The organism is Okeania sp. SIO3I5 (assembly GCF_010672085.1).
GTDB lineage: Bacteria > Cyanobacteriota > Cyanobacteriia > Cyanobacteriales > Microcoleaceae > Trichodesmium.
Map to the genome: position 1 here is coordinate 11,122 of NZ_JAAHHT010000115.1, position 17,191 is coordinate 28,312.

The window sequence follows — 17,191 nt, forward strand, 5'->3', positions numbered from 1 at the left end:
CCCGGTTTCTCGGCTTTTTTCTACCAATACTACTGGATTTGATATTACATCAGAAAACAAATTTTCCTCATCTCAAACTGACAATATCCAGTTCCAAATAACATGAAATTAAGAGTTTTTAGCAGTGTCAATACAGTGTATTTATCAGTCTTTTGAATTTTGAATTTTGAATTTTAACTATTGAACTCGTTGCCACAACCTTTGAATTTCTCCCAAAACAGATGGTTGTGGTGCAGGTAAAGTGGAAATTTGCGGGTTAACCTGAGCGCCAGGAATATTTTGATTCCAAGGACTATTGGCAACTGAGAGCAGATCGATATTGCCGTGGGTAGGACGGAAACCATACTGCACAAATACTTTTTGCTGTTCTGGTTGCGTCAAAAAATCTACAAATTTACCAGCAGCATTAGCAGTTGCTCCATTTACATTCTGGCGGACGATCGCTGCTGTAGCTACAGTTTCTATAGTGGGGTTGAGATAATAAACTTGATAAGGTTTATTCTGAGAAGCACCGGACTGTTGCCAACGATAGAGGGCGATGCTTTCGTAAACTGTTGCTACATCGGCATCATTTGGTCCGCGAGCAATAAATTCTTGCAACAAGATATCGGTGGAACGGGGAGGCAAATAAACCGATCGTTTAACCTTACTAAATAATGACTCAACAGCAGGTGTATTCAAATTTTTGTCACCTTTTGACAGCGCCCATAAATTCATGGTTATTTGCCCACTATTGGAACGAGTCGGATCAGTAGTAACGAAATCAAAACTACCCCACTGTTGTTTACCACCAATTTTTTGCCAGTTGCCTGCTGTCATTGCTGTTTCTAATTTTTGCCAGTCAAATTTGCCATTGGGAAACAATATTTTACCTCGTTCTGGCCAAGCAATTCCTACTAGGAAAGTTTTAGCGATCGCTGTTGGTTGTTGATAGAATGCTTGGGTATTATTTTGACTTTGCCAACGTTGGTTTAATTCATCTAATAATTTTGCATTTGCTGGAATTAAAACAGTAGGATTAAAGTCATTTTTTTGGTCGAGATAATTGTTGACAATATCCTGAGAACCTTGGAATTTTAATTCAAGATTTATATGGGGATATTTTTGCTCAAATTGAGTTTCTAATTGTTGGAGTGGTTCGGCAAGTTCTGAACCACTAACTACTATAATTTTTTGATTTAATCCTGGAATTGGCGCATAAGCTAAAGCCAAAGCTGCACAAGTAATTATTCCAGAAAAAATACGACGATTTTTGAGAGATTTATGATTGGTAATTGTCATGGTTAGATATTCTCCTGTTGTGATACTAAGTAATCAGAATTTGAGTAGAGATTGTTTGTAAATGAGATAAAAAATCTAGGCTTAGGGTGGGTTGGGCAGCAATACTTATGCTGAAAGACTAAACTCTTAACTATCTGCCGTAACCCACCCAACAGAGGGAATATTAAACATTCTAGTTGCCTTAAGATTTACGTGTATATTCACTCTCTAAAAGCTTAATATATCACCTAAATTATGGTAGTTTTTGAATAGAGGAATTCGTAGTGGACTGACACTTATGTAATGGTGCCCTGCGACGGATTGTTAAACGCCTTTTACAGTCTAAAAAATTTAGCCGTCTAACGCACTCTACTGGACTGTTTCAGCTAAAACTGTGCATTAGGGAGTAGGGGAGTAGGGGAGTAGGGGAGTACAGGAGAAAGATTGTTGTTGGGTTTATCCTGCGGATAAGCTCCGCTAACGTTCCTCAACCCAACCTACATCTATTGCAGCATTTAAGATGAAACAGTCTACTACAAATTTTGCTGCAAGGAGAGGGACTTCTCCTGCTCCCCCTTCCCTAGTAGGGAAGGGGGTTGGGGGGTTAGGTTTTTTTACACACAAAATAAATCTAGATAAGCTACTAAATATTATATTTAGAGATACAGTTATTTTTCTTCTTTTCTATTCCCTGTTTCCCAAATTACTACTCCCTATTCCCTACTCCCTATTCCCTAAATTTAAAGAAACATTTTTATATTATTTTGATAGCTATTTAATTCATCACTTAAACTCCGCAACTCTTGAATTTCTTCAGAATTATTCAAGTTAGCACTTCGCAATTTATTTTCTAATTCTTGCAATAATCCGGCTGAATCTTGCACCATTGTATGTAGACTAAAAACTTTTGCTTGCCGAGTATCTTTTCCGGCTTTTGCTAACTGAATATTCCTTTGTAAACTAGCAGCTAATTGTTCTAAATGCTGCCGAGAAATACCATAACTTGACTTCTGCTTATTCTTAACTTCTAATAATTGTCTTTGCAAATCATCCACAGATAATAACGCCTCATTTTTCGGTAACTTTCGAGAAAATGCTGCAATTTTTTGTGGCAATTCAATTGCACTATTACAAACTGATTGAACTGTCACTAATAAATCCATTTGAAATGCTTCGTTACCTAATAATTGATTTGCTTCTTGACGCAAGATTTCAGCTTTTTCTGCTAAACTTTTTGCCAATCCATAAATAACTTCTAATTCCTGTTGTAACTCTTTATTTGCCAATTTTTCAGCATCAGGTTCTCTAGACTTCAACACTGTAGCACTTGCCATAGAAATAGCTGCCGTAGTAGGTAAAATTACCAAATTTGGCAACCTGACAAATCGGACGCCAGCTACTAAAATAACTCCACCTATTAATATAGATATAGGATAATCAAACGGATTTACTAATTTCATATTTGCCTCCAATAATGACTTACAATAACTAAGATAGCAATGTGAAATGATTCGTGAAAAAAAGACCTAGGGGTTTGCTCTCCAAACCCAAGTGCATAATGGATTTGGAAACCAAACCCCTACAACCAAATATTAGAACCTATTTAGGATTGTTATAGACATCTCCAATAATAAAAAATCGGCGTTGGTGAAGCGCGTGTATGATATTAATCTTAATTATTTAGGAGTCAGGAGTCAGGAGTCAGGAGGAAAGAAAGAAGAAGAAAGAATAGTAGAGGGAGAAAGTTTTTTGTTTGCGCTTGCTATCCGGACAAGAAATCATACCGTGTTTCACCAACGCCAAAAAATCCAATCAATTATTGCACTCCATCAAATTTTTCCCCTATTCCCTATTCCCTATTCCCTATTCCCTAACTACGGATTTACTAATTTCATATTTTTCTCCAATAGACATCTCCAGAAAAGAGGGAACAGGGAACAGGGAACAGGGAACAGGGAAGAAAAATTGATAATTTCTGGATAAGAATTGATTTTAATTTTTATTTTTGGAGATGTCTAATATAGAATCTGCTTGAAAAGTAGTCTGCGCGACTGTAGAAAATAATCTTGTACAACCCGTGAGATTGCTTTCCTTAGGTCATGCTGCGCAAACCTTCCACGGAGTGTAAGTTGCAATGACTTATACCGTTTCACCGAAGTCAGAAGTAGTCTGCGCGACTGTAGAAAATAATCTTGTACAACCTGTGAGATTGCTTCTTTCCACGGAGTGTAAGTTGCAATGACTCATACCGTTTCACCGAAGTCAGAAGTAGTCTGCGCGACTGTAGAAAATAATCTTGTACAACCCGTGAGATTGCTTCCTTCCACGGAGTGTAAGTCGCAATGACTTATACCGTTTCACCGAAGTCAGAAGTTATACTTCCCACACTTCCCACACCTCCCACACCTCCCACACCTCCCACACCTCCCACACCTCCCACACTTCCCACACTTCCCACACTACTCCCTATTTTAAAATTCTGTTTGTAAATCCGACATTAAATCAACAATAGTTTCTGGGTTTCCGAGACGATAATAACCACCATTTGACTCAGCAATTTGTTTCAAAACTTTAGCATCGAACTCTCCCTTTTTCCCATAACCAATAGTAAAAAAAGCAATCCTTTTATCAGAATCAAATCCACTTTGTTTGAGATTATTACTAAGTTGTTGCAGAGAAATTCTCGAACCAGAGTCTTGCCCATCAGTTAAAATAACCACAGCATTAATAGCATCAGCACGGAGATTTTGCTGCAACAAATTTCTAGCATTCAAAGCAGCATCATAAAGTTTAGTGCCACCCTCCGCTCTCAAACGACTAATAAACTGGAAACCGCGATCGCGACCTGCTGCACTACCGTCAACCCAAACCGGAGTCCGAATTTTAGAGTCAAAGTCAATTAGACCAATTTTTTCTTTCGGACCTAAACCCTCAATATAGTAGCGCAAAGTATTTTGAACTGCTGGTAATTTGCCACCTTTCATAGAACCAGAAGAGTCAACTACCAAAACCACCTGAGATGGTTTCTTCGCAAACTGCTGCCAAGACTTAATCATGGCATCAACTACTTCTGGTTGGGGAGTTCGCAGAGAATCATATTTAGCATTGGGATCTACTCCGTATTGAGGAGAAAATTTTGCTCCCAACGACACTCCCGGTATCCCCGGTCTCAGACCTAAATCTGTCAGAATTTTTTGGGTAGTAGGCGATCGTAAATAATTAATTACTTTTTCGGCAGCTTCTTTTTCCTCCTCACTTACCCAAGGAGCAGTTGGTAAAATTGCTCTCATATTAGAAGTAAAAGTAGACTTGGGATAAATTGCCTGATAGCGAGTTTGAGTATTAGCAGTATTTGCTTGAATAACAGAAGACTCATAAACGGAAGCGATGGATGCCCAAAACGGACCATTTTTCACCATATCCTTAGCTAGAGAACTGGTAGAAACGCCGTAGCGAGTAACTTTGCTTTGAATTTTTTGAATTTGGGGTTGATATTGTTGCACGTCCGCAACGGTGAGTTGTTCGGGGCGTTTATTGGCAACGGAGGCAAACTGCGCCACCAAAGTCTGCAAACCAGAATTGGAACGAGTGGGGGCAGTATGAACATAATGTATTGGCAGTTGGGGACTACTGGAGTCTAAGTCTCGGTGAGTTTGAGCGTTGACGAGAACTTGGTATATATTTGATTGTTTCTGTAACCCAGGTGCAACCTCCTGTGATGCCATAAATACCATCGGACTATTTGCCAACAAAGGTGCATCAGTAATTTGAGGAATATAATTTTGTCCGGGATAGAGTTGATTAATTTTGTACAAGAGTTGGGAATGATAAATTTCACCATCTACAGAAATGAGGGTGGGAAATTCTGGGGCGTTTGCTTGGATAGTTCCACTTTTCAATTGTTCGGAAAGGGAAACTATTTCTGTCACCACATCCCCACTACCTTTTGCTTCACATTTCAAGTAAAAAGGTTTGCCATTATCAAGTTTAGGTTTTTGTTGATTGAGTTGGGTAGCAGTTTGGTTACAGAATTTTTCTAAAGCACTACCTACTAAAAATTTGACTTCAATTCCTGAAGAATTTGGGGAATTATTTGTCTGAGCGCAAGCTCCCAAAAATAGAAGTCCTAAAGCAGGAATTAGATTTATTTTTTGCCAGTTGATTTTCATTTTTCTGCCGTTGTAATCTAATTTTGTTCTACTTATTAATCAGCTATTTCTCTCTTTTTTATGAAAAAAAAATAGGCATCCCACAGAATGCCTTATGAATAATCAGCTTTGTTCTTTATAGTAATCCTATAGGTTGTAAAATTTTATCGTAGGGGTTTGGTTTCCAAATCCCATTTTCGCTTGGGGAAAGGAGACCAAACCCCTACAATTTTTTGCACAAATCATTTAGGATTGCTATATTTATTCATCAGCTATAGTTTCAAAAATTATGCAAATCAAGTAAACTACAAAACTTTTCAGATTTTTCTTACTTTTGAATTTTGAATTTTGAATTTTGAATTTCTTGCTAGTCAATTAACCAATAACCATTTTGTCGCCAATATTGTTCTCTTAAAGCTATTTCTAAGTCATTTTGTTGAATCCAACCTTGAAATATTAGTAGTTCTCCAAGTTTCTCACGACATGAAGTCTGAATCTCTATTGCTTGATCTAATTGAGTTTGGGAAATTAATTGTCTGCGGATCAGAATTTCACCTATTTTCATCATTGTACTTTACCTCTTTAAGATTGATGTGATTTTGTATAGATAACCTAATAATGGACTCTATCTATAAAATATCTAAATTAATACTTAATAATCAGCTAGTTTCTGGAGACTTATGCAAAATTTAATGTCTCCACTAATAAAATTTAGGAACTCAAGTCTCTTACTATATTCTTCCTCAATCAAATATGAAAGTTTACATATATTGCTAATTTTTACAAAAATTAACATTATTGATTCTAGGTATATGCTCACTTTCTGAATATCACATTAGATAGAGAAGGTTCCTAAATGAACATCTACTAATTAATCAGAGGAGTAGGAGAATTTTCTGAAAATTTCTAGCAAATAAAGTCTGGTCCAGTAGTCCAGTAGTAGACTGACACACCTTAAAATGTAGGTTGGGTTGAATGGAGTGAAACCCAACAACAATCTTTGGTGGTGCTGCATAGTAATGGTAGAGAGTGTGTCGGAAGTCTTGGAAGTGTCGGAAGTGTCGGAAGTCTCAGAAGTGTCGGAAGTCTCAGAAGTCTCAGAAGTGTCAGAAGTGTCGGAAGTCTCAGAAGTGTCGGAAGTCTCAGAAGTGTCAGAAGAAATTAAAAAATAGATATCTTCACCATTACAATGTAGGACTATCCAATAGTTGGGTTTCCTCCGTCAACCCAACCTACGCCTCTTGCACCATTTTAGATGTGTCAGTCCACTGCTAAACTTCGCGCCTTCTAACTTTTGAATTTTGAATTTTGAATTTTGAATTTTAACGAAACTTGGCGCCTTCTAACTTTTGAATTTTGAATTTTGAATTTTGAATTTAAAGGAAACTTGGCGCCTTCTAACTTTTGAATTTTGAATTTTGAATTTTGAATTTAAAGGAAACTTGGCGCCTTCTAACTTTTGAATTTTGAATTTTGAATTTTGAATTTTAACGAATCGGACTATATCCCGCCTTTTCAATTAACTTTTGCCCTTCATCTGTCAACAATAATTTTCCATAAGCTTCTCCAGCTTTCTCATCAAAAGAACCATCTTTTTTCACAATTACAAATAACCGTCTCGTGATGGGATATGTTCCATTTTCAAATACTTCTAAATTAGGCTCATTACGAAGTTGTTCTGAACAATTTTCTGGTGGTACAAACTCACCTTTGTAAGGAGCAACAAAATCACTTCCTGACTCATAACTAATTGCTAAAGGTTTCACACCACACTGAGGAATAACTTCTGAAGCTGTAGCAAAATAAATTGCACCTTTATTTGCCGTTACCTTTCGCAAAGCTTGAGTAGTTGTAGGAATAAAAACCACATTTTCTCCAAATTTTTTGTTATTTAAAATATTTTCTTGAAAGAAAGGAGTTGTACCACTATCAAGAGGACGAGAATAGGGCAAAATTTCAATATTATATCCTCCTATTTCACTCCAATTTTTAATCTTACCAGTATAGATATCCTGAAGTTGTTTTAAAGTTAAACCTGCCACATCAAGTTCGTGATTAACCACAATAGCAATCCCATCAATAGCAATAGGAACTTGCTGCAGTTGAAAGCCTCTATTTTTGGCTATTTCCAACTCAGTATCTGTCAGAGAACGTGAAGATTCTGCAAAAGAAATTTGACCATTTAATAACATTTTAATCCCAGTTCCTGAACCTGGTGGTAAGCTAGGATGTTGTTTGTAATTCAACTTAAATTCTGGAAAAACCTCTTGAATTTTTGGATTAACTTTACCGCGAATTGGTGCCCAAGTTGTACTACCTCCATGTAGCCAATTACCGTTAGGAACCTCAGAAATATCAGCAAAATATCTGGTTTGTTCGGTTTGATTTTCTTCTGGAGATATAGGTTTAACTGGTTGTTCTGGGTAAGGTTGTAATGGTCGATTTCCCACTTCTTCTGGTGGTTTTACTCTATTAATTAGCAACCCAATTACTACACCAACTACCAATAAACTTATAGCTCCTAATAAATATAAAGAAGTTTTTTTCTTCAGCAACGAACGAGAAGTTTGAGGATTTGGGATTAAATTATCAGTAAGTTCTTGCCAAGTTAAAGATTTATCCAATGCTGACTCTCGAATACATATTGTTGGCAACCACATAGCTCCTGGATAATTGCCCTCAAAATGTTCGAGACGTTCTCTAGCAGTATGAACAGAACTAAATAAGGATTTATTATTAGTAAATTCTGCCAGAAAATATTCTAAAAACTTAACTGCTACTTCATCAGGTATTGGTTCTCGCATCACAATACTACGAGGCAAACTTAACTGAGCTAATTGACTAGCTAATCCTAAACCATCACAGGAATTAAATATTGCTAATTGTAATCCTTTATCTATTACATATCTAAGAGAATTATTAAACTCGTCAATACTTAATTCATCAGAGTCATTGAGAGAAATCCAGCCAATTGTACCATCTTCTTCGCTACGACTATGACCAGAAAAAATAAAGATATGAAAACCGGATTTTTCTCTTAATGTATTAGCAAATTTTTCTCGACTTGGTTGTTTTAAACAGATAACTTCAGCTCCTTTTTCCTGTAGTTTTTCCACGATTTCTATATCTAAATTTGTATTAATTCCAGCGCTTTTTCCAACTACTAAAAGCACCCTAATATTACTACAGTTAGGATAAGGTTTTAATTCACCTTTACCTCTAGCTCTCACAGCAATTTCTGCTTGAGGAAACCGAGATGCTAATAAACTCCATTCTTGCCAAGGAAGTCGTCGGAGTTTTGAGTTTTCTACATCTAGAAATAGACGAATTTCTGAACCAGAATTTTTCAATAAACCAAACACATAAATTAATTCTTCTCGGATTGGTTGCCATCGACGCTCACTAGAATCTAGCCATTGATTAATATCAGTTTTTAATTGATTCATATAAGTTTTTATCAGTCTTTTTTGTTCGGAACTGGAGTAATTAGTAATTTGTTTTACATTAATTCGAGTAGCGATTTTCCGAACTTCTCCCAACTGGTGATAAGCTAACTGCCAATCACTCAAAGATGATTCTAATTCTGATGGTAAAGACGGTAAAAAACCATCCATAGGATCAAATCTATTATCATTAGCAGTGAGAGTAACATGAAACCCATGATCTTTAGTTTCGATTAGTTTAATTTTAACAATACTCATACTGACGCCCTGTTTTGTTTATTAGACCAAAAAACTTTCTCTAATTACTTGCTTACCTAGACTCATTTATAAAGTAAATTGTTCTCGAAATTCTCAAATTAGTACAGGGAATAGGGGATAGGGAACAGGGAATAGGGAATAGGGAAAAAGTATTTTTGCATATCTGAGATACACCCATTTTATCCTAGGTAAATAAATTGCTATTTTAAGGGAATAGGGAATAGGGAATAGGGAAAGAAAAACAGAATCAAAAATCGGAAAAAAACTTTGATTTTTAGAAGTTCTGGAATTGAGATTTTTGTAAATTTTATTTCTCCAGAATTACAAATTGATATTTTCCAGATTTAACACTAGGTTTAACCTGAACTAATACTGATTTATCTTTGTCTAGCAACAAGCGATCGCCTAACTCCCCAAATCTAATTTTTCCTGTTACTCCTTCTACAGAAAAATCACCACTAGATAAAATTATTTGTAATTTTTTACGGGAATAATTACCATTACTTTTATCCAGAGCTTTAATAATAGTTTTTGCTGCATCATAAGATGTAGCAGTACGCCAATTAATTTCAGCATTCCAAAACTTTTGAGCTGTTTGATTAAATTCATCATTAGGGTGACGATGCCAAGGAATAGCAACTGTCAAATTATTCTGATTTGCTTCTTCTCCAGCATCATTTACAACTCGATAATTATAGATAGAATCTCCCCCTAATAATTTTAATCCTTTAGCATTATCAATTACTCCAATGGCATTAGTAAGAGTTTTGTCAGTCGCCGGGACTAATAACATTACTTCTGCTTCTTGTTTTTTTGCCTGTTCAATACAATCTTGAGAGCTAAAATTTCCAGCATTCAAATAACATTGATGCACAAATTTTTGCGTTGGTAGGAGCGTCTCAAATTCTCGCTTCAGAGATTCACTATATTGATTATTTTCTACATAAGCTACTGCTACTTTTTGAGATTTTCCTAGTTCCTCTAAATACTCAAATAAAGCTTGAGCAGCAATTCGATCGCTAGGGGAAATCTTAAATACAAACTTACTAAAATTCGACAAAATAGTTGAGGTGCTAGTAGGAGAAATTGCCACTAATTTATTTTTGTGATAAATTTCTCCGGCACTGAGAGTCATTGGACTAGAGTAGTGACCAATAACAGCAAGAATCTCTTTTTGTTTGACTAAATATTTAGCAATTTTTTTAGCAGTTTCTGGTTCATATTTATCGTCAACAATTGTGACTTGTAAGAATTTTCCATTGAGACTACCTTGGCAATTTAATTGATATTGAATATCTTTTATTGCCAGAGAAATTTCAGCTAAACCACAATTAAATTCACTTTGAGTTTGAGCAACTCCCCGTAAAATTTCGGCAGCAATATTAGGTTCTCCATCAGCAGGAATACTAACTGCTATTTCTAAGATTTTTCTACCTTGATTGACTTTTTTTGCTTGAGCAATGGAATTGTTCAAAAAAATTACTGTCTCTGGGTCATTTTTTTTGAGATTAAGAGATTTGCGAAAATAGGAAATAGCACTGCTAAATCTTTTCTCTTTTATCTCTCTCATTCCTAATTCTTTTTCTGAGGATATTTCCCCAGAAGGAAACATAGTTTTTTCTCCAATACTATTATTAATATTTGGAACATCTCGAATTAGAAAGGGAGTTACTAAGTCTCCTAGATCCTGAAGTAGCAGAATAATTGCAATTAATAATCCTGCTACTTCCAAGGGTAACTTAGCTCGATGAATAAATTTCTGCCAAAAATTTTGTTGAGTCATTTTATCGGGTAAATATCAATTTTAGGGAATAGGGAATAGGGAATAGGGAATAGGGAATAGGGAATATAAAAAAAGTATTTTTGCACAGATGAGATACACCCATTTTATCCTAAGTAAATAAATTGCTATTTTAATTTAGAGAATAGGGAAAGAAAAACAGAATAAAAAATAGGAAAAAAGCTTTGATTTTTAGAATTTATGGAATTTAGATTTTTGTTAATTTTATTCCTCCTGAATTACAAATTGATATTTGCCAGATTTAACATTAGGTTTAACCTGAACTAAGACGGATTGATCTTTGTCTAGCAACAGGCGATCGCCTAATTCTCCAAATCTAATTTTTCCTGTTGCTCCTTCTACAGAAAAATCACGACTAGATAAAATTCTTTGTAACTGTTTACGAGAATAATTCCCCATCATTTCATCTCTTTTAATTTTAATAATAGTTTCTGACTACTTCCTACTTCTGACTTCTTGCTACTTTTTCCTTCTTTTAATTTGACTCCTCCCGAATTACAAATTGATATTTTCCAGATTTAACATTAGGTTTAACTTGAACTAAGACTGATTTATCTTTGTCTAGCAACAAGCGATCGCCTAATTCTCCAAATCTAATTTTTCCTGTTACTCCTTCTACAGAAAAATCACGACTAGATAAAGTTATTTGTAACTGTTCACGAGAATAATTTCCCATCATTTCATCTCTTTTAATTTTAATAATAGTTTCTTGCTACTTTCTACTTCTGACTTCTTGCTACTTTTTCACTTCTTTTAATTTTACTCCTCCTGAATTACAAATTGATATTTTCCAGATTTAACATTAGGTTTAACCTGAACTAATACTGATTTATCTTTGTCTAGCAACAAGCGATCGCCTAGTTCTCCAAATCTAATTTTTCCTGTTGCTCCTTCTACAGAAAAATCACGACTAGATAAAATTCTTTGTAACTGTTCACGAGAATAATTTCCCATCATTTCATCCACAGCTTTAATAATAGTTTGAGTCGCATCATAAGAGGTAGCAGTACGCCAACTAACTTCAGCATTCCAAAACTTTTTAGCTGTTTGAGCAAACTCAGAATTAGGGTAACGATGCCAAGGAATAGGAAGGGTTAAATTTGTTTGATATGCTTGTTGACTAGCATCCTTTAATACTCTGGGATTATAAACAGAATCTCCTCCTAATAATTTCAATCCTTTAGCATTATTAATTATTCCTATTGCGTTACCCAAAGTTCTGTCTGTAGCAGGAACCAAAAGCATTATTTCTGCACCTTTATTTTTGGCTTCTTCTACACAGTCACTAGCACTAAAATTTCCTATCGAAATATTGCATTTATGTACAAATTTTGCTGGTAGTAATTTCTCAAATTCTTTGGCTAGAGATTCACTGTAACTATTTCTTGGTATATAGGCAACTGCTAATTTTTTATCTACCCAATTTTGTTGATTCAAATAATTCCATAAAGTTTGAGCTGCTCGATCATCACTTGATGGAATTTTAAACACAAACCTACTAAAATTTTTCAAATAAATAGAAGTGCTAGTAGGAGAAATAGCCACAAGTTTAGCTTCGTTATAAATATCTCCAGCTTGTAAAGTCATATCGCTGGAATAGTGACCAATAACAGCTAAAATTTTCTCGTTTTCTACTAAAGATTGAGCAATTTTTTCTGCAGTTTTTGGCAGATATTCATCATCAGTAATAGTAACTTTTAAAAATTTACTATTCAAACTACCAGAACAATTTAGTGGATTTTCAATATTTGTAATAGCTAGAGAAATTTGATTCAAACCACAATTAAATTCGCTTTGAGCTTGAGCAACTCCTCGCAAAATTTCTTGAGCAATATCTGACTCCTGACCTATCGGAACACTTACCGCAATTTCTATCTTTTCCCCAATATTAGTATTAGACTTTTCTTGAGCAATTGCATTATTCAAATAAATCAAAGTTTCCGGGTCATTTTTCTTGACTTGGAGAGACAGACGAAACTGAGCGATCGCCCTGGCAAATTTGCCACTATTAAACTCTTGAATTCCCATTTCTTTTGCCGGAGTTTTCTCTGAAGAAATTAACAGTTTTTCTCCCTGACTAATATTTTGAGAAATTTCTGGTAATGGTGGTATCTTTGGAGTTGAAATAAATTGATTTTTAACTAAATTAATCGCCAAAATTGCCAATAAAAATCCGGCTGTTAAACCCAATGGCAGTTTAAATTTATTGAGAAATTTCTGAGCTAAATTTGGCTGAATTAACTCCTGCCATCTTAGAGAATTAGACAAAACTGTTTCTTGAATACAAATAGTAGGTAACCACATCGCACCTGGATAGAGCTTTTCAAAATGTTCTAATCTTCCTTTTGCTATTCGCACCGATTCAAACAGAGATTTATTATTAGTAAACTCCGCAAAAAAATACTCCAAAAACTTAACTGCCACCATGTCAGGAACAGGTTCCCGCATAACAATAATTCGTGATAAACCAAGGTTAGCCAATTGATTTGCTAAACCCAAACCATCACAGGAATTAAAAATTGCTAACTGTAACCCTTTATCTATTGCAAATTTCAAAGAATTTTTAAACTCTTCAATACTTAATCTATCCTGATCATTCAAATCTATCCAACCAATTGAACCATCCTCTTTACTACAACTATGACCCGAAAAAACTAAGATGTGATAACCAGGTTCTTCCCGCAAAGCATTAGATAAAATCTCCCTAGTTGGTTGATTTAAACATTTTACTTCCGCACCCTTTTCCTTTAACTTTTGAATTACCTCTAAATCTAATTCTGTATTAATACCATCACTCTTGCCAACTATCAAAATAATTCTTACTTTCGATAATTTACGCACTCCTTTAAATCTGCCTTTACCTCTAACTCGAAGAGCAATTTCTGTTTGAGGAAAACGAGACTCAAACAAACTCCATTCTTGCCAAGGAATTCGACGTAAATTAGGATTTTGAATATCCAAAAATAAACGAGTTTCTTCCCCAGAAGATTGCAGAGAACTTAAAACAGCAATTAACTCATCTCGTATAGGTTGCCAATCACTTTCACCACTATCTAGCCATTGATTAAGAGTAACTTTAACTTGTTCTTTTTGTTCCGTACTAGAATAATTAACGACTGATTTTGGGCTAATACGAGTTGCTACTTTTCGCACATCTTCCAACTCATAATAAGCTGCTTTCCATTTCTTAAAAGATGTTTCTAATTCAGAAGGTAAACATGGCAAAAGACCATCAATAGAGTGAAAATTAGTATCCTTAGTATCTATTAAAGTTAAAGTTACATGAAATCGGTCATTAACACTATCAATCAGTTTAATTTTAATGATTTTCATAGTTATTTATCCTCTTGAACCAATTATTAAAAGTAATGCTATACGGAACTGAAACTTCAATTATTAAGTAATTAACACGGGCTGAATATAGCAATCCTAAATTGTAAGATGTAAGATTTTATTGTAGGGGTTTGGTCTCCAAATCCCTTGGCGCTTGGGTCATTTCAGTTATCAGTTATCAGTTATCAGTGAACCTCCGACTAAAATCAAAGACTTGAAATACTGAATTAAATATTTTTTTATCCCCTATCCAAGGGGAGGCTTTAGACCTAATTTTTTGGTAATGACACTTCAATTATTAAGTAATTAATACGGGTTGAATATAGCAATCCTAAATAGGTTTTCAACAATTAATAATTAATAATGAATAATTAATAATTACCTCTCCTTGAAAAGAAGAGGATTGACTCATGCATACAATTTTTATTTATTATCCCCTATCCAAGGGGAGGCTTTAAACCAAAATTTTTCGGTAAGATTTTATTGTAGGGGTTTGGTCTCCAAATCCCTTGGCGCTTGGGGAAAGGAAACCAAACCCCTACAGTTTTTTCTCACAAATGATTTCTTATGGCTATAACCTTATTTAATAATTATTACCCAGTTGGTATGAGTTATGCAGATTTTTACTACTGTCGCGTCAAGCTTGAAAATGTGGGTTAAAAAACCTAACCCCCTTACCCCCTTTTGAAAGCTATCCCTTATAAGGAACTCTTGAAACCCTTGTGGGAGGGTGGGGAGGATGGGGAGGATGGGGAGGAGGGGGAGGAAGAATTCTGTCTACATTCATAAAAAAGTGTATTGAAAAATACTCTTTTCTCCTGAAAAAGCCGATTCAAGACTTAAACATAACTTGTCTATGTTGTCAAGTTTTATGTTAAGAAAGATGTTTATAAAGCATAGTTTTGAAAGGGGGGAGGAGGGAAGGGGGGGAACTCACCCCTCTCCTTTCAAGGAGAAAAAAATTCCTTTTAACCAATCCTCTTCTTTTTATGAAGAGGTAATTATTAATTATTAATTATTAATTATTAATTATTGAACCCCCTACTCAATAAAATAATATTAAACTACAAAATTTTCTCTAATTAATTGCTCGCCTAAACTTATTTCTATAGTAAATTGTTCTTGAGTTTGACAGCCAAATTCTAATTGTATCCAATCATCTTTTTCCCTCGTCTCAGCTTCCATAGCAGAATTACCAGACTCATCCAATATTTTCACTTGTAAACCAGGAGGTAAATAAAGAGTTTCATCAACAGGATAGAGTCGTACACAAATATCTATTCCTTCCTCTTCTTCCTCAAATTTAGTTGTTACTTTTACCACCAATACTGTAGATCGCTGAGTCGCTCCACTACCCCAATTAATAATCTTTCCACAACTAATAGTTGGTGCTTCAGATTCAGAAGTAGCTATTGTTGAACTTCTTAAATTAGTAGCTGGTAATAATTCTGAAGGTTGCCATTCTGCCTGGAAAATTCCAGCGAACCACTGCCGTAAATTTACAAATTTTTGACACCAATCAATTTCGTCAATTAATGTGTCTAAAGATTCTATTTCTGTGAGTGAAATAGACTCTTGAAATTTATCAATCTTTCTTCCAGAAACAAATCCTAATAGTTGTACTTGGTTTAAATCTTCCTCAAATTGAACTGCCAGATAACCAATTCTATTTTCGGTAACTTCTGGAGGTAAATAAAACTCTTTTTCCCCAGGCAATACCGGACGACATTCCAATTTGCCAATATTTGGTAAAACTAAGTCCGCAACATTAAATATTGCTCTTAAACCACCATTCCAACAATCACTTTGATGAATAGCTGTTTGAATATTTATCCATTTTAAATAAATTTGCACTGCCACAACAGCAAGAGTATTTAGATAGACTTGTTTTCCTTTTTCTGGAGTAGCTTGTTCTGCCGCAAATTGTCCGGCGTATTGATGAGCTTCAGGAGTCAAAAAAACTGTTAATGGTTCTGCTAAAGTTAGGGTCATAATTGTTCTCCAAATTTACTACTAATTTCTTGTAACAAGGGAAGACATTTGCGCTTCCAGTGAGAATAAAGGGTTTGGTTACTAATATTAACTTCTCTAGAAATATTAGATATTTTTTGTTCTTCCAATAACAACCGAATGGCTAATATATGACAATTACATTCAGGATGTTTTCTCGGATGAGATGTTTGAAGTTTTGACTCTGGATCTGTCTGAATATATTCCTGAACTGCCAAACCTTGCCTTTGACGTTTAGCTTCTTGTAGTTCAGCAATTTTAATTTCTAGTAAACTCAGAGGATTAGCTGCTAATTTTTCACCTAAAGTTGTTGACTGTCCTTCATCATCATTAATAGGTTTATCTATACTCTCCTCATATTTATTTTCAGAAGTATATAAATCTCGGACACGCCATTTCAAATAACCATTAATCCAAATTACAAAACTTTTTTCCCAGGAAGGAGGACGAGGATTAAAATTTTGAATATTTTTGCTTGCCCATTCTAAAGTACGATTAAAAGCTTCTGGATAATTTTGGTGAGATGACTTATATAATCCTGGTAGTTGTTGGATTAGTATTAGTAATCTATTTAAAGCTTTCTGACGTTCTGGACTAGGGTTTTGAGATTCAGATATTTGGGTAATTAAGTCCCGCAGTTGCTCTTCCACGGCGATCGTCCTATAATAATGGTTGAATGTTATGAGTTTAGCCCATCAACCATAAATATATATTTGGCTTACCTTAATTTTTAACCCTTTCCTTTTTATATATCTGCCTGTCAAAAGTTTTTTATGATTTGGGGGATATGATTAGATTTTTAATTTTTAAATTAGGGGGTAGGGAATTGTAGGGATGTTCCATGGAACGTCCCTACAAAAACATTTTTTGATGTTCGTAAACAAAAGGTTTGTTGATGTTCGTGAGCAAGAAATTTTGGGGATTCGTGAACAAAAGGA

Annotated in this window: 12 protein-coding genes; 1 reads left to right on the forward strand and 11 read right to left on the reverse strand. The window is 34.9% G+C overall.

Annotation, left to right across the window (positions count from 1 at the left end; translation table 11 throughout):
• Window positions 1–177 precede the first annotated feature (177 nt).
• The 4 genes from F6K40_RS23045 to F6K40_RS23060 form a co-directional block, all read right to left on the reverse strand.
• Window positions 178–1,281 carry a substrate-binding domain-containing protein gene (locus F6K40_RS23045; protein WP_293139438.1) on the reverse strand — a complete coding sequence of 368 codons (1,104 nt, stop codon included), beginning with the start codon at window positions 1,279–1,281 and terminating at the stop codon, window positions 178–180.
• Between the two features lie 719 nt (window positions 1,282–2,000).
• Window positions 2,001–2,720 carry a hypothetical protein gene (locus F6K40_RS23050; RefSeq protein WP_293139439.1) on the reverse strand — a complete coding sequence of 240 codons (720 nt, stop codon included), beginning with the start codon at window positions 2,718–2,720 and terminating at the stop codon, window positions 2,001–2,003.
• A 1,011-nt stretch (window positions 2,721–3,731) separates the two neighbouring features.
• Window positions 3,732–5,429 carry a VWA domain-containing protein gene (locus F6K40_RS23055; RefSeq protein WP_293139440.1) on the reverse strand — a complete coding sequence of 566 codons (1,698 nt, stop codon included), beginning with the start codon at window positions 5,427–5,429 and terminating at the stop codon, window positions 3,732–3,734.
• Between the two features lie 346 nt (window positions 5,430–5,775).
• Window positions 5,776–5,976 (reverse strand): cyclic di-GMP-binding domain-containing protein, MshE-related, encoded by a 201-nt coding sequence (locus F6K40_RS23060; RefSeq protein ID WP_293139441.1) that lies wholly within the window; start codon window positions 5,974–5,976, stop codon window positions 5,776–5,778.
• A gap of 451 nt (window positions 5,977–6,427) precedes the next feature.
• Between F6K40_RS23060 and F6K40_RS23065 the strand changes: the two genes are divergently transcribed.
• Window positions 6,428–6,580 (forward strand): hypothetical protein, encoded by a 153-nt coding sequence (locus tag F6K40_RS23065; RefSeq protein WP_293139442.1) that lies wholly within the window; start codon window positions 6,428–6,430, stop codon window positions 6,578–6,580.
• 315 nt (window positions 6,581–6,895) lie between these two features.
• Here the strand turns inward: F6K40_RS23065 and F6K40_RS23070 are convergent, their stop codons facing one another.
• From F6K40_RS23070 to F6K40_RS23100, 7 genes are all read right to left on the reverse strand, one after another.
• Window positions 6,896–9,109, reverse strand: coding sequence for a substrate-binding domain-containing protein (locus F6K40_RS23070; RefSeq protein ID WP_293139443.1), 2,214 nt, complete (start codon window positions 9,107–9,109; stop codon window positions 6,896–6,898).
• 307 nt (window positions 9,110–9,416) lie between these two features.
• Window positions 9,417–10,892, reverse strand: coding sequence for an ABC transporter substrate-binding protein (locus F6K40_RS23075; protein WP_293139444.1), 1,476 nt, complete (start codon window positions 10,890–10,892; stop codon window positions 9,417–9,419).
• Between the two features lie 222 nt (window positions 10,893–11,114).
• Window positions 11,115–11,312: a hypothetical protein gene (locus F6K40_RS23080; protein WP_293139445.1), complete on the reverse strand. Its 198-nt coding sequence runs from the start codon at window positions 11,310–11,312 to the stop codon at window positions 11,115–11,117.
• 73 nt (window positions 11,313–11,385) lie between these two features.
• Window positions 11,386–11,589, reverse strand: a complete 204-nt coding sequence (locus F6K40_RS23085; protein WP_293139446.1) for a hypothetical protein — start codon at window positions 11,587–11,589, stop codon at window positions 11,386–11,388.
• Between the two features lie 80 nt (window positions 11,590–11,669).
• Complete coding sequence (locus F6K40_RS23090) at window positions 11,670–14,243, reverse strand: ABC transporter substrate-binding protein (RefSeq protein ID WP_293139447.1); 2,574 nt, start codon at window positions 14,241–14,243, stop codon at window positions 11,670–11,672.
• A gap of 1,059 nt (window positions 14,244–15,302) precedes the next feature.
• The gene (locus tag F6K40_RS23095; RefSeq protein ID WP_293139448.1) at window positions 15,303–16,235 is read right to left on the reverse strand and encodes a DUF1822 family protein; all 933 of its coding nucleotides are present in this window, start codon (window positions 16,233–16,235) and stop codon (window positions 15,303–15,305) included.
• A complete protein-coding gene (locus tag F6K40_RS23100) occupies window positions 16,232–16,903 on the reverse strand; it encodes a hypothetical protein (RefSeq protein ID WP_293139449.1) in 672 nt (223 codons plus the stop codon). The genes F6K40_RS23095 and F6K40_RS23100 overlap by 4 nt, the downstream gene beginning before the upstream one ends.
• Window positions 16,904–17,191 lie beyond the last annotated feature (288 nt).

Excerpts from the sequence above, each read along its gene's own strand:
- F6K40_RS23075 (WP_293139444.1), bottom strand. The coding sequence starts at position 10,892 with ATGACTCAACAAAATTTTTGGCAGAAATTTATTCATCGAGCTAAGTTA.
- F6K40_RS23095 (WP_293139448.1), bottom strand. The coding sequence starts at position 16,235 with ATGACCCTAACTTTAGCAGAACCATTAACAGTTTTTTTGACTCCTGAA.
- F6K40_RS23065 (WP_293139442.1), top strand. The coding sequence starts at position 6,428 with ATGGTAGAGAGTGTGTCGGAAGTCTTGGAAGTGTCGGAAGTGTCGGAA.
- F6K40_RS23050 (WP_293139439.1), bottom strand. The coding sequence starts at position 2,720 with ATGAAATTAGTAAATCCGTTTGATTATCCTATATCTATATTAATAGGT.
- F6K40_RS23070 (WP_293139443.1), bottom strand. The coding sequence starts at position 9,109 with ATGAGTATTGTTAAAATTAAACTAATCGAAACTAAAGATCATGGGTTT.
- F6K40_RS23060 (WP_293139441.1), bottom strand. The coding sequence starts at position 5,976 with ATGATGAAAATAGGTGAAATTCTGATCCGCAGACAATTAATTTCCCAA.
- F6K40_RS23085 (WP_293139446.1), bottom strand. The coding sequence starts at position 11,589 with ATGATGGGAAATTATTCTCGTGAACAGTTACAAATAACTTTATCTAGT.
- F6K40_RS23045 (WP_293139438.1), bottom strand. The coding sequence starts at position 1,281 with ATGACAATTACCAATCATAAATCTCTCAAAAATCGTCGTATTTTTTCT.
- F6K40_RS23055 (WP_293139440.1), bottom strand. The coding sequence starts at position 5,429 with ATGAAAATCAACTGGCAAAAAATAAATCTAATTCCTGCTTTAGGACTT.
- F6K40_RS23090 (WP_293139447.1), bottom strand. The coding sequence starts at position 14,243 with ATGAAAATCATTAAAATTAAACTGATTGATAGTGTTAATGACCGATTT.
- F6K40_RS23080 (WP_293139445.1), bottom strand. The coding sequence starts at position 11,312 with ATGATGGGGAATTATTCTCGTAAACAGTTACAAAGAATTTTATCTAGT.